The following is a 14653-nucleotide window of genomic DNA, read 5'->3' as shown; positions in this document are numbered from 1 at the left end:
GAGCAGGAAAGCTTATATGATCCCTTCAAAATTCAAGCCCATCAGTCTGGCACTGGCGATGACATTCGGCAGCGCCACAGTGGCCGCCAGCGAGTCTACGGAAGCCTGGCAAGTTAACGCCCCCGCTAATGCTCCACTTGAGCAGGTAACAATTAATGTGAATGAGGGGACATGGATGAACGTGTCCATGTCGCCTGATGGCAAATATATCGTCTTCGACCTGCTGGGGGACATCTATCGCATACCGGCCAAAGGTGGCAAGGCAGAAGTGCTGGCCAGCGGCATCGCCTGGCAGATGCAACCCGTGTACAGCCCGAACGGAAAATATATCGCCTTCACCTCGGATGAAGATGGCGGAGACAATATCTGGGTTATGGATGCCGATGGAAAGAATCCACGAGCGGTTACCTCAGAAACCTTTCGTCTGCTTAACAGCCCTGCATGGAGTCCTGACTCCCAGTACCTGGTCGCCCGCAAACACTTCACCGCCAGCCGCAGCCTGGGTGCCGGTGAAGTATGGCTCTACCATGTCGCAGGCGGAACAGGCGTCAAACTGACCGAACGTCCAAATGAACAAAAAGATCTGGGTGAACCCGCCTACTCTCCTGATGGTCGTTATATCTACTTCAGTCAGGATGCGACTCCGGGCAAGACCTTCCACTACTCCAAGGATTCCGTGAAAGGTATCTACAAGATTAAGCGTTACGATACTCAAACCGGTGATATTGAAGTCCTGATTGAAGGCACAGGTGGGGCCATTCGCCCAACCCCAAGTCCTGATGGTAACAAGCTGGCCTATATTAAGCGCGATGGTTTCCAGTCTTCTCTCTACTTGCTTGACCTTAAGTCGGGCCAAACACAGAAGCTGTTTGGAGACCTCGACCGGGATATGCAGGAAACCTGGGCTATCCATGGCGTTTACCCAACCATGTCATGGACACCTGACAGTGATGAGATCCTGTTTTGGGCTAAAGGTAAAATCAACAAGCTGGATATCGACAACAAACAGGTTGAACAGATCCCATTTGCGGTAGAAACCAAAATGGATGTTCAACCTGCCGTGCGTTATACCCAGAATCTGGATGAATCAGAGTTCCCGGTAAAAATGCTGCGTATGGCTCAGGTGTCTCCTGATGGCAAGCGTGTGGTGTATGAAGCCCTGGGTAAGCTCTGGGTGAAATCGTTACCTGATGGTGATGTGAAGCGCCTCACCAAGCTCGATGATAACCAAAATGAACTCTTCCCCCAGTGGTCCCGTGATGGCAAACGCATAGTGTTTACCACCTGGAATGATCAGGAACAGGGAAGCGTAAAAGTGATAGATGTTCGCCGTAAGCGTGTCACTACACTGACTGAAGAACCCGGTAAATATGTTGAGCCAACCTTTAGCCCAGATGGAAAAGCTGTGGTATTCCGTAAAGCCAAAGGCGGCTATATCACCCCAAGAACATGGTCAACTAACCCAGGTATCTACTGGGTCGACCTGAAAGGTAATGGCCTGACCAAAATCACCGCCTCAGGCTTTCAGCCTCAGTTTGGTGAAGATAATGACCGCGTCTATTTTATGGAGTCCGGCAAGACTCCTCAGTTCTCATCCATCAATATTAATGGTCATGAGAAGCGTACCCACTACACCAGCAAGCATGCGACTGAGTTCCGCATCAGCCCTGACGGTGAGCACCTGGCATTCGCAGAGCGCTTCAAGGTGTTTGTCACCCCGTTTGCAAAACATGGCGAGACGGTTGAGATAGGCCCTAAAGCCAGTAACCTGCCGGTAGCTCAACTCAGTATCCGTGCCGGTGAAAGCATCAGTTGGGGTGGCGATAATAACTCCTTGTATTGGACCCTGGGGCCTGACTTATACCAAGCTAAGGTCGATACTGGTTATCAATCAGAAGATGAGGTCAAACCAACAGTTACCGCAATAGGGTTCGAGCAAGAAGCAGATGTTCCACGTGGAACAATTGCATTTGTTGGCGGCCAGGTTGTCACTATGGATGGTCCAGATAACAATAAAGTCATTCAAAATGGCGTTGTTGTAGTTAAAGACAACAAGATAGTTGCAGTAGGTGACAGCACCACAAGTATTCCTGAAAGTGCAAAGGTTTATGACATTGCCGGCAAAACAATTATGCCGGGACTGTTTGATGCCCATGCCCATGGCGCTCAGGGTGAGAACGAAATTATCCCTCAGCAAAATTGGGAACTGTATGCAGGCCTCACCTTTGGTGTGACCTCTATCCATGACCCATCCAACGACACCACTGAGATATTCTCTGCATCTGAACTCCAGAAAGCCGGCAAGATTGCAGGCCCACGTATATTCAGCACAGGCACCATTCTGTATGGTGCAAACCTGCCAGGTTACACGTCACATGTAGACTCATTGGATGACGCAAAATTCCACCTTGAACGTCTTAAAAAGGTTGGCGCATTCAGTGTGAAGAGTTACAACCAGCCACGCCGTAATCAACGTCAGCAAGTTATAGCCGCTGCCCGTGAACTGGAAATGATGGTGGTACCTGAGGGTGGTAGTTTGATGCAGCATAACCTGACCATGATTACCGATGGCCATACAGGTATCGAACACTCACTGCCTGCGGCAGCCATCTATAACGACATCAAGCAGTTCTGGAGCCAAACTGAGGTTGGCTACACTCCGACGCTGAATGTGGCCTATGGTGGTATCGCGGGTGAGAACTATTGGTACGACAAGACAGAAGTGTGGGCACACCCTCGCCTGTCAAAGTATGTTCCTGGCGACCTGTTGGATGCTCGCTCTATGCGTCGCCCAACCGCACCGGATGAGCACTACAACCACTTCAACGTGGTGCGTATCGCCAATGAGATAAATGAGTTGGGCATTAGATCCAACATTGGTGCACATGGTCAACGTGAAGGACTGGGTGCCCATTGGGAAATCTGGATGTTTGCCCAGGGCGGGATGAGTAACCTTGAAGCTCTGAAAACGGCTACCATCAATCCGGCCAAACACTTTGCCATGGACCATCAGGTTGGCTCACTGACTCCGGGTAAGCTGGCCGACATCATAGTGATCGATGGTAACCCGCTGGAAGATATCCGGGTCACAGACAAGGTCAGCTACACCATGGTGAACGGTAAACTCTATGATGCCGAAACCATGAATGAGCTGAATGGCGACAAGCGCGAACGCCAGCCTTTCTTCTTTGAAGAAAAGTAGTCTCGCCTAAAACACTGTAAACAAAAAAGGAGTGTTCCACGTGGAACACTCCTTTTATTTTGTAAACCGGACTCAGATTCAGCTGACCTCAGCACACTCAAATTCTCAATCTTTACCCAAGGCCTTGCAATCCTGATAGCAGTGGCAATCAATCAGATGATCGTTCACCATCCCGACTGCCTGCATAAAAGCGTAAACAATAGTTGGGCCAACAAAATTAAACCCAAGCTTCTTCAGTGCTTTTGACATCGCCTCTGACTCTGGTGTTTGTGCAGGTAACGCATCGTCCCGGCTGAAACTATTTTGAATCGGCTTACCGCCGACAAAATCCCACAGGAATTTACCGAAGTCATTGCCACCATCCACAAAGGCAACATAAGCTCTGGCATTCTTAATAATGGAATTAACCTTTAGACGGTTACGTACTATTCCCGGATTCTGGAGTAACTCCTCCACCTTATTCTGGTCGAATTGAGCTATTTTGTAGGGATCAAAATCAGCAAAAGCCTGCTCATAGTTCTTTTGTTTCTTTAGTATGGTTAACCATGATAAACCCGCTTGTTGACCATCAAGACAGAGCTTGGCGAACAGCTCCCGGTCATCATAAACAGGTCGACCCCAAACTTTGTCGTGATATTCCAGATATTGAGGATCACTGCTTACCCAGGTGCAACGTTTCAACTCTGACATTCCGGCTCCTTGTGAAACTTTCCAGACCATTAAGGGGAGCAACTCTGTGGCAAACAAAAGTTGAGAGAACTCCCCCAGCCCAACACAGGATTTATGGGCTAATCCGTTAAAAATTAACCTACATAAGACTCCGTCCACAAGGTATAATCTGAACCATTTTCTATATTCAGCCTGACAGCAGTAATATGACTAGCAAACACGACGTGAAAACATTCCAGGGTTTCATCCTGACCCTGCAGGAATATTGGGCGCAGCAGGGCTGTGCCATTGTCCAACCTTTAGACATGGAAGTGGGTGCTGGTACATTCCATCCGCAAACCTTCCTGCGTTCTCTGGGCCCTGAGCCAATGAGCAGCGCTTATGTGCAGCCTTCCCGTCGTCCTACCGATGGTCGTTATGGTGACAACCCTAACCGTCTGCAGCATTACTACCAGTTCCAGGTAGTGCTCAAGCCTTCTCCTGATAATATTCAGGAACTGTACCTGGGCTCTCTTGAAGCTTTGGGTATCGACACTCAGGTACACGATATTCGCTTCGTGGAAGACAACTGGGAATCCCCTACTCTGGGTGCCTGGGGTCTGGGCTGGGAAGTTTGGCTGAACGGTATGGAAGTGACTCAGTTCACTTACTTCCAGCAAGTAGGTGGCCTGGAGTGCTCTCCGGTAACCGGCGAAATCACCTATGGTCTGGAACGTCTGGCTATGTATATTCAAGGCGTAGACAGTGTTTATGATCTGGTATGGACCGACGGTCCTATGGGTCGCATTACCTATGGTGATGTGTTCCACCAGAACGAAGTAGAGCAGTCTACTTACAACTTCGAGCACGCCAACGTGGACTTCCTGTTCCAGGTTTTCGACGAGTGCGAAAAGATGTGTCAGCACCTGCTGTCTCTGGAAACCCCATTACCTCTGCCAGCCTACGAGCAAGTGATGAAAGCCTCTCATGCTTTCAACCTGCTGGATGCCCGTCACGCAATCTCTGTGACTGAGCGTCAGCGCTATATCCTGCGCGTACGTACCCTGGCAAAAGCCGTGGCAGAAGCTTATTACCAGTCCCGTGAGGCACTGGGCTTCCCAATGTGTAAGTAGAGGTAATATCAATGAAATATCAAAACCTGCTGATTGAACTCGGCACTGAAGAACTGCCACCAAAAGCTCTGCGTACACTGGCTGAATCTTTCCTGGCCAACTTTACCGAAGAGCTGAACAAGGCTGATCTGGCGTTTGAAAACAGCCAGTGGTTTGCCGCTCCCCGTCGCCTGGCACTGAAAATCGACGGTCTGGCACTGGCTCAGGAAGACAAGATTGTTGAGAAACGCGGCCCGGCTGTCAGCTCCGCGTTTGACGCTGAAGGTAACCCAACCAAGGCCGCTCAGGGCTGGGCCCGTGGTAACGGCATCAGTGTTGATCAGGCTGAGCGTCTGGCGACAGATAAAGGCGAATGGCTGGTATATCGCGCCAAGGTTGAAGGTGCAGAAACCAAGACTCTGGTTGCAGCCATGGCGCAGCGCGCCTTGGACAAGCTGCCAATCCCCAAGCCAATGCGCTGGGGTTCCAACAAGACTCAATTTATCCGCCCTGTTCACACTGTGACTATGCTGATGGGTGGTGAGTTGATTGCCGGCGAACTGCTGGGTATTGAATCGGCTCGTACCGTACGCGGTCACCGCTTTATGGGCGAGTCCAGCTTCGAGCTGGACCATGCTGATAACTATCTGGCTGCCCTGTTGGAACGTGGCAAGGTCATGGCTGACTACGAAGCCCGTAAAGCCATTATCAAAGCAGACGCAGAGAAAGCGGCACAGCAGATTGGCGGTATCCCGAATATTGAAGAAGATCTGCTGGAAGAAGTGACCTCTTTGATTGAGTGGCCAGTGGTACTGACCGCCTCTTTTGAAGACAAGTTCCTGGCGGTTCCTGCCGAAGCCCTGGTTTATACCATGAAGGGTGACCAGAAGTACTTCCCTGTGTTCGACAAGGAAGGCAAGCTGCTGCCTAACTTTATCTTCGTATCCAACATCATTTCCAAAGATCCTCAGCAGGTTATCTCTGGTAACGAGAAGGTTGTTCGTCCACGTCTGGCCGACGCCGAGTTCTTCTTTAACACCGACAAGAAGCAGACTCTGGAATCCCGTCTGGCCAGCCTGGAAACAGTGGTATTCCAGCAAAAGCTGGGCACCCTGAAGGCCCGTGTTGAGCGTATATCCAAACTGGCTGGCTTTATTGCTGCCGGTATTGATGCCAACCAGGCTGACGCTGAACGCGCAGGCCTGCTGTCCAAAGCAGACCTGATGACCAATATGGTGATGGAGTTTACCGACACCCAGGGCACCATGGGTATGCACTATGCCCGCCTGGACGGTGAAACTGAAGCCGTAGCAGTGGCACAGGAAGAGCAGTACAAGCCTAAGTTCTCCGGTGATACCGTACCGACCGCCGGTGTTTCCTGCGCGGTAGCCCTGGCTGAGAAGCTGGATACCCTGACAGGTATCTTCGGTATCGGCCAGGCTCCAAAAGGTGCAGCCGATCCATTTGCGCTGCGTCGTGCCGCTATTGGTGTGCTACGTATTATCGTAGACAACAAGCTGCCACTGGACCTGGTGAGCCTTATCGCCAAAGGTATTGAGCTGCACGGTGACAACCTCACCAACGCCAATGCTGCTGAAGAGGTACTGGAGTTCCTGATGGCCCGTTTCCGCGCCTGGTATCAGGACAAAGGCATCAGCACTGATGTTATCCTGGCTGTACTGGCCCGTCGTCCAACCCGCCCGGCTGACTTTGATGCCCGTATCCTGGCCGTAGCTCACTTCCGTACCATGGATGAAGCTCTGGCACTGGCAGCAGCCAATAAGCGTGTTTCCAACATTCTGGCCAAGGTGAAAGGCGAACTGCCAACCGAGATTAAGCCTGAACTGTTGACCGAAGCAGCTGAGCAAGCTCTGGCTGCCAAGCTGGCAGAACTGCAGCCACAGCTGGCACCACTGTTTGCTGCCGGTGAGTACCAGCAGGCGCTGACTTTGCTGGCCAGCCTGCGCGATGCCGTTGATGCCTTCTTCGAAGACGTGATGGTAATGGCTGATGATATGGCTCTGCGTAACAACCGTCTGGCGCTGCTGAATCAGTTGCGTGAGCAGTTCCTGCACGTAGCCGATATCTCTCTACTGCAATAATCGCTATCAATGAGATTATTGATGACCGATTAGCGATAACTGGTTATCCACTAAAGAAAAACGCGCCCTTGGGCGCGTTTTTTTATTTACTGTATCTGTTTCAAGTGAACACTGAGCGCATCAAACTCCTCGGGGGTTACCCCGGCCCTTTGTTGCAATGCCGTCAGCACATTGGGTTCCAACTTGCCGGACTCATTAAGCATGTAGAGCTCACTCACCAGGTTGGCACGCCAGATAACCAGAGATATCCCCTCTTCTGGCTGGCCATCAACGGCTGCTAACTGCGACAATGTTTCGGTAATAGTCTCAGGCAGATGCCAGCAATTGGCCAAAACAGCGCTGAGCGTCAGACTGCGGGCCGTCATCACCTGCCGGAACAGAGAAGAACAGGGTTGTTCACCCTGCTCTGATTGGGCAAATGCATCAAGCAGCATCTTAAATATCGCTATCTTGCCAACGTCGTGCACCAACGCAATCATAAAGGCATCATCCGCCTGTTCCCGGTCGGCAAACTGCCCCGCCAACCAGGCAACCTGCTGGGAGTGGCGCCAGATTTGCGCCCCAAAACGGCGAAAATAGATGGGTTTGATATCCATCATTTCCTTGACCATGCAGGATGCCACCATCTGGCGGATCTGTTCCCGGCCCAGCTGAACTACTGCCTGCTGCAACCCGGAAATCTCCTTTTGACTGAGACGAAATGCCGGAGAATTACACAACTTAAGCACCTCTACGCTCAATACGGGATCCTGTTGGAGCAAGGCCAGGATCCCCTCGATATCCGTGTCCGGGTGTTTTAGTTGATTATCCAGTTCCACCAGCCGACTGGGCAGAGACAAGACGTTGTTGGCGATCTGCTGCGGCGACGCCAGCGCTTCGGTTACCGCTTCAATCACCTGTTTTTCGAGGGTATTGGCCACACCTCCTGAGTCCTCACTACCCGCCTGAAACAACAGGCTGTAGAACAGGGCGGTGACATCGATATGATTGGTCTGAGCATGGGTCTGGCTGGTTGAAGGTGCCTGCTGGGGCTGAGACCTGACCGCCTCTTTAGCCTGCTGTTCGACCACCTTTCGTTCGCTGCTTTTAAACACATTCTCATTTTTGAGCTCGTGCTCATCCCGTAGGTTAAATACGGATTTTATTATTTTTTTAAACAAAGCTCGGCTTCCTGATTGGTTATATATCCAGGCTTTGTTTTAAGTATAAGTCAGACTTTTGATGCTATTCAGAAATTGCAGACACAAAAAAACCGGCACTGGGCCGGTTTCTTTAAGAGGGTGTATTAGACGTCCAGAGTTGCGTTCAATGCGTTGGCTTCAATGAAGTCACGACGAGGTTCAACCTGGTCACCCATCAGGGTATTGAACAGCTGATCAGCGCCAATAGCATCTTCAATGGTCACCTGCAGCATACGACGCTGTTCAGGGTCCATAGTGGTTTCCCACAATTGCTCAGGGTTCATCTCACCCAGACCCTTATAGCGCTGGATATAAAGGCCACGCTTGGATTCAGACATTAACCAGTCCAGAGCATCAACAAAGTTGTCTACCTCTTTGGTACGCTCACCACGTTGCACATAGCCGCCATCTTCAACCAAGCCATCCAACGCCTGACCCATCTTCACAATGCGCTGGTAATCAGCAGATTGGATAAAGTCATAGCTGAACAGATAGTGAGTATCGATACCATGCTTACGAATGGTTACCTGAGGCAGGTACACATTACGTTCAGGGTCAAGTACTGGCATTGCGCTGTACAACACACCAGAGCTTTCACGCTCGGTCAGGTCATCAACCAGAGCCTGACACCAGGCTGCGATAGTTGCTTCATCGTTCAGCATCTCAACAGTCACTGCAGGATGATAGATCATGCGGTCAGTTACCACTTCAGGGTAACGCTGAGACAGGCGATCAATGGTGTTTTCCACTTCGCGATACTGGTTTACCAGACGCTCCAGAGGCTCACCGCTCATACCCGGGGTACCCGGTGAAGAGTACAGGCTGGCGTTATCCAGTGCCTGAGTAGTCAGATACTCGATACGGGCAGCTTCATCTTTCAGATACTGCTCCTGCTTACCTTTTTTCACTTTGTACAGAGGTGGCTGGGCGATATACACATAACCGCGCTCAATCAGTTCAGGCATCTGACGGAAGAAGAAGGTCAACAGCAGCGTACGAATGTGTGAGCCGTCGACGTCAGCATCCGTCATGATGATGATGTTGTGGTAACGGGTCTTGTCCGGATCGTACTCATCGCGGCCGATACCACAGCCAAGTGCAGTGATCAGCGTAGCCACTTCCTGAGAAGACAGCATCTTATCGAAGCGCGCTTTTTCTACGTTCAGGATCTTACCTTTCAGTGGCAGAATCGCCTGATTCTTACGGTTTCGGCCCTGTTTGGCGGATCCGCCGGCCGAGTCACCCTCCACTATGTAGATTTCGGAAAGACCAGGGTCTTTCTCCTGACAGTCAGCCAGCTTACCCGGCAGACCACCCAGATCCAAAGCACCCTTACGACGGGTCATCTCACGGGCTTTACGGGCTGCTTCACGGGCACGGGCTGCGTCGATAATCTTGCCAACAATCATCTTGGCATCAGCAGGATTTTCCAGCAGGTAATCATTCAGACGCTCACCCATGGTCTGCTCAACTGCGCCTTTAACTTCACTGGATACCAGCTTGTCTTTGGTCTGGGAGCTGAACTTTGGATCAGGCACTTTCACTGAGATTACGGCAGTCAAACCTTCACGGGCATCATCACCTGTAGCGTTGGTCTTACCCTTCTTATTGAAGCCTTCACGCTCCATATAGTTGTTCAGGTTACGGGTCAAAGCGCCACGGAAACCTGCCAGGTGAGTACCACCATCACGCTGAGGGATGTTGTTGGTAAAACAGTAAATGTTTTCCTGGAAACCGTCATTCCACTGCATGGCGACTTCAACGGTAATACCATCTTCTTCACGCTCAGCGGTGAAGTGGAATACGTCTTTGTTAACCGGAGTCTTGTTGCGGTTCAGGTATTCAACGAAGGCGCTGATACCACCTTCATATTTGAAGAAATCATCTTTGTTGTCGCGCTCGTCTACCAGACGAATGCCCACACCTGAGTTCAGGAATGACAGCTCGCGTACACGCTTGGCCAGAATCTCATAGTGGAACAAAGTGTCAGAGAAGGTCTCATGACTTGGCCAGAAACGGATCATGGTACCAGTCTTGGTCGCTTCGCCCACTACGGCGATTGGCGTATCAGGCACACCATGAGTATAAAACTGCTCGTGAACCTTACCTTCACGGCGAATAGTCAGCTGCAGTTTTTCAGACAGAGCGTTTACTACGGAAACACCCACACCGTGCAGACCACCGGATACCTTATAGGAGTTGTCATCGAACTTACCGCCGGCGTGCAGTACAGTCATGATCACTTCGGCAGCAGACACGCCCTCTTCTGGGTGAATGGCTACCGGAATACCACGGCCATCATCCTGTACGGACACAGAGCCATCGGTATGGATAGTGATGGTGATATCACTACAGTGGCCAGCCAAAGCTTCATCGATAGAGTTATCGACTACTTCGAATACCATGTGATGCAGGCCTGTGCCATCATCGGTGTCACCAATATACATCCCAGGTCTTTTACGTACTGCATCAAGGCCCTTAAGAACCTTAATACTCGAAGAATCGTAACTATTCTCTGACATATTATTCTCTCGTCGTTTATTCAACTTGCGTTACACGCCCGTGTTCCACATGGAACATCCTGCTTGGAGCCCGGTGGAGCGAGTCGACTATGGCTGAAGGTTCAATAGCGGTAACAAACACCTGAGCACCGGTATCGGTTAATTGCTTCAACAACAGCCGCCTGTGGTCGGCGTCCAACTCTGATGGCAAATCGTCCACCAGATATATGCTGTTTTTGTCCGATTGCTGTTTAAGCAATTTGCCCTGGGCAATGCGCAGCGCGCATACCAGCAACTTTAATTGCCCCCGTGAAAGAGCATCCTGTGCCGGTAGATTTCCCACCCGCAGACGAAGGTCTGCTTTATGGGGGCCACTGACTGTGTGTCCCAGTGACAGATCACGTTGATATTGGGTCTCAAGTAACTGAGCCAAGTCCGTTTTACTGTCCCAGCCACGGGTAAAAGACACCTTAACAGAAACCCGTGGTAAAAACTCTCCGATTATACCCTTTAACAGCTCATTTAACGAGTCTACATAAGCGTTTCGGATGGATGTTACCTGCTCGGCATATCGAACCAATTCCCTGTCCCAGAATTGGATATTGGAATAGGAAGATCCGTCCCTGAGCAACTGGTTTCTCTGCTTGAGAATACGGCGGGTATTGGTCCATGCCTGGTAAAAATGGGGATCTGAATGAAATGCTCCCCAATCGATAAACTGACGACGGGATTTAGGGCCTTCAAACAGCAAAGAAAAGCTCTCAGGAGTGATCACCTGAATAGGCAGGGTCTCGGCCAGCACCGACAGACGTTTAACCTTGTCGCCATTAATGCGGACTTCAGTATCGCCATTACGACTGCGGCGGAAACCCACTTTATCTTCACCTCGAGCATGCTGCATCACGGCAAACACAGTCAGCTGATCAGCATCAGTATTTATCACCCTTTGGGAAAGGTGACTGCGAAAGGAACGACCCATTCCCAGAAAGTAGATGGCTTCCAGAATACTGGTTTTGCCACTGCCGTTAAGGCCATAGATCAAATTCAGCCCATCGCCGGGAAGCAATTGGGCTGAATCAATATTGCGAAAGGTATCGATTTTGAGGCGAATAAGACTCATGTGCTGAAAACAGTACCGCCGGCAAAGGCCGGCGGTTTACCTAAACTAGAGACGCATTGGCATCACCACGTACATGGAATCTTCTTCCACGTGGTTTTCAATCAATGCACTTGAGTTGCCGTCCAGCAAAGTAATGCGGACATCTTCGCTGCGCAGATTGTTGAGCACATCCAGCAGATAGGAAACGTTAAACCCAATCTCCAGTGGCTGGGACTGATATTCAACATCAATGATCTCTTCTGCCTCTTCCTGCTCAGGGTTATTGGCAGTGATTTTCAGCAGATCAGGTTCCAACTGAATACGCACACCGCGGAACTTCTCATTGGAGAGGATAGATGCACGGGTCAGCGCTTGTTTCAGCGACTGGCGGGTCGCAATCACAACTTTATCACCGCCCTTTGGCAACACACGGCGATAGTCAGGGAAGCGTCCATCAACCAGCTTACTGGTGAATACTGCAGTCGCCGTGGTAGCGCGGATAGCGTTCTCGCCAATGGCGATATGGATATCCTGATCTTCGCTGTCCAGCAGACGGGACAGTTCAGTGACACCTTTACGTGGCACGATGACCTGTTTTTCCGGCAGGTTCACTTCCAGGGCTCTGTGGCTCAGCGCCAGACGGTGACCATCGGTCGCCACAGCTCGTACTACACTGCCCTCGGTTTCAATCAGCAGACCATTCAGGTAATAACGCACATCCTGGTTGGCCATGGAGAATTGAGTGGCATCTATCAGAGACTTGATAGTGCCCTGCTTCAGGGTAAATTCGATATCGCTCTGGAAAGCATCGACGTTTGGATACTCTTCTGCAGGCAAAGTGGCCAGCGAGAAACGGCTGCGGCCACAGCGTAATAACCACTTGTTATCCTGCTGCTCGATCTTGAGTTCTGTTTGCTCAGGCAAAGACTTCACAATATCCAGCAACTTCTTGGCCGGCACTGTGGTACGGCCTTCCTGAATGTCGCCATGGACTTGAGCCTGGCCCACCAGTTCCACTTCCAGATCAGTACCGGTCATCTTGAGTGAGTTAGCACTCACCTCCACCAGCAGGTTAGACAGAATAGGCAGGTTGTGACGGCGCTCTACGGCACCGCTCACCAGTTGAAGCGGCTTTAACAGGGCATCCCTATCGATTGAAAATTTCATTATCTTCAGTTCCCGATGTTAGGAAGACAAGGTGCGGATCAGGTTCGCGTAATCTTCTTTAATGTCGTGGCTTTCTTCACGCAGCTGAGCAATCTTGCGACAGGCATGCAATACCGTTGTATGGTCACGTCCGCCAAAGGCATCGCCAATTTCCGGCAAGCTCTGGTTGGTCAACTCCTTGGCCAACGCCATCGCCATTTGACGTGGACGGGCAACACTGCGGGAGCGACGCTTGGACAGCATATCTGCCATCTTGATCTTGTAGTACTCAGCTACTGTCTTTTGGATATTGTCTATAGTGACCAATTTTTCCTGCAGAGCCAAGAGGTCGCGAAGCGCTTCTCTAACAAAATCAATGGTAATAGGTCGACCGGTGAAGTTGGCGTTGGCAATCACCCGGTTCAGGGCGCCTTCCAATTCACGGACGTTGGATCTCAGTCGCTTGGCGATAAAGAAAGCCACTTCATCGGGCAGGTTAATACCACTCTCCTGAGCCTTGCGCATCAGAATCGCCACCCGGGTTTCCAGTTCCGGCGGTTCAATGGCAACGGTCAGGCCCCAGCCGAAGCGGGACTTAAGACGATCTTCTACCCCATCGATCTCCTTTGGATAGCGATCAGAGGTCAGAATGATCTGGTGGTTACCTTCCAACAAAGCGTTAAAGGTGTGGAAGAACTCTTCCTGGGATCTGTCTTTATTGGCAAAAAACTGAATATCATCGATAAACAGCGCATCAACACTGCGGTAGTAGCGTTTGAACTCTTCGATGGCATTGTTTTGCAGTGCTTTAACCATGTCCTGAACAAATCGTTCAGAATGCATGTAAACCACTTTGGCATTTGGGTTGTTCTTGATAATGCCGTTACCCACTGCGTGCAACAGGTGGGTTTTACCCAAACCTGTACCGCCATAAAGGAACAAGGGGTTATAGGCACCACCCGGATTCTCGGCAACCTGCAGTGCGGCGGCCTTACCCAGTTGGTTCGATTTACCTTCAACAAAGTTATCGAACTGATAGGTAGGGTTAATATTGCTGCGGTGACCGGCAGGTGCCACTACAGGTTCAACACTGTTAAATGAGGTAGTTGGTTTGGCTGCGGCAGTCGCTGGACGCGCCGCAGCAGGTGCAGGCGTAGCAGGTCGGGCAGAGGGGCGGCTGCCGATATCAAAGCGCAGTTTTGGGGCATCGTTACCCATCTGCTCAGTGAAGAACTGAGCGATCATGTTCAGGTATTTGTCTCTGACCCAGTCCAGTACAAAGCGGTTTGGTGCATACAACACCAGAGTATCGCCTTCCATTTCAGCCTGTAACGGTCTAATCCACATACTGAATTGTTGTGCAGAAAGCTCATCCTGCAGTCTACCGATACATTGTTGCCAAAGCGAAACAGCCACTGAACTTATCCCCAAAAGATCAACCGAAAGGGGGTTATTCTATAGTGAGATCCAAAGGATCGCTATCCTTAAAAGCGATTTATCAACAGCAAGATCGCAGAAACAAATCCACTGCCCGGAGTCAAGATCTTCTGCGATCTTTTTATCGCTGCAAGCCCCATAAAAGCCGCTTTATAAAGCGATCGCTATTGATCTATAATCACCGGCCCGCGATCACACCTTTTGAGGTGAGATCTACCAGATGTA

9 protein-coding genes are annotated in these 14653 nt (G+C 50.6%); 3 read left to right on the top strand and 6 right to left on the bottom strand.

Translation table 11 applies throughout. From position 1 onward, the window contains the following. The first annotated feature begins 16 nt into the window (after positions 1 to 16). Entirely contained in the window at positions 17 to 3202 is a 3186-nt protein-coding gene (locus L2725_RS21475; RefSeq protein WP_249250858.1) for an amidohydrolase family protein, read from the top strand. Between the two features lie 105 nt (positions 3203 to 3307). Here L2725_RS21475 and L2725_RS21470 read toward each other — a convergent pair whose 3' ends face one another. Next, complete coding sequence (locus L2725_RS21470) at positions 3308 to 3892, bottom strand: DNA-3-methyladenine glycosylase I (RefSeq protein ID WP_249250877.1); 585 nt, start codon at positions 3890 to 3892, stop codon at positions 3308 to 3310. Between the two features lie 185 nt (positions 3893 to 4077). Between L2725_RS21470 and glyQ the strand changes: the two genes are divergently transcribed. Then, entirely contained in the window at positions 4078 to 4983 is a 906-nt protein-coding gene (gene glyQ / locus L2725_RS21465) for a glycine--tRNA ligase subunit alpha (protein WP_115138931.1), read from the top strand. Between the two features lie 11 nt (positions 4984 to 4994). After that, complete coding sequence (gene glyS / locus L2725_RS21460) at positions 4995 to 7064, top strand: glycine--tRNA ligase subunit beta (RefSeq protein WP_249250857.1); 2070 nt, start codon at positions 4995 to 4997, stop codon at positions 7062 to 7064. A gap of 86 nt (positions 7065 to 7150) precedes the next feature. Here the strand turns inward: glyS and L2725_RS21455 are convergent, their stop codons facing one another. The 5 genes from L2725_RS21455 to dnaA form a co-directional block, all read right to left on the bottom strand. Continuing rightward, a complete protein-coding gene (locus L2725_RS21455; protein WP_249250856.1) occupies positions 7151 to 8224 on the bottom strand; it encodes an HDOD domain-containing protein in 1074 nt (357 codons plus the stop codon). A 125-nt stretch (positions 8225 to 8349) separates the two neighbouring features. Further along, complete coding sequence (gene gyrB / locus L2725_RS21450) at positions 8350 to 10767, bottom strand: DNA topoisomerase (ATP-hydrolyzing) subunit B (RefSeq protein ID WP_249250855.1); 2418 nt, start codon at positions 10765 to 10767, stop codon at positions 8350 to 8352. Between the two features lie 16 nt (positions 10768 to 10783). Then, on the bottom strand, positions 10784 to 11866 hold the full coding sequence (gene recF / locus L2725_RS21445) for a DNA replication/repair protein RecF (protein WP_249250853.1): 1083 nt from the start codon (positions 11864 to 11866) through the stop codon (positions 10784 to 10786). 45 nt (positions 11867 to 11911) lie between these two features. Further along, a complete protein-coding gene (gene dnaN, locus L2725_RS21440; protein WP_248937735.1) occupies positions 11912 to 13012 on the bottom strand; it encodes a DNA polymerase III subunit beta in 1101 nt (366 codons plus the stop codon). An 18-nt stretch (positions 13013 to 13030) separates the two neighbouring features. Further along, complete coding sequence (gene dnaA, locus L2725_RS21435; RefSeq protein WP_115138926.1) at positions 13031 to 14407, bottom strand: chromosomal replication initiator protein DnaA; 1377 nt, start codon at positions 14405 to 14407, stop codon at positions 13031 to 13033. Between the last annotated feature and the right edge of the window lie 246 nt (positions 14408 to 14653).

The organism is Shewanella corallii, assembly GCF_023349125.1.
GTDB classification, from domain to species: Bacteria; Pseudomonadota; Gammaproteobacteria; order Enterobacterales; family Shewanellaceae; genus Shewanella; species Shewanella corallii.
This window is presented reverse-complemented; position numbering and strand designations above follow the sequence as displayed.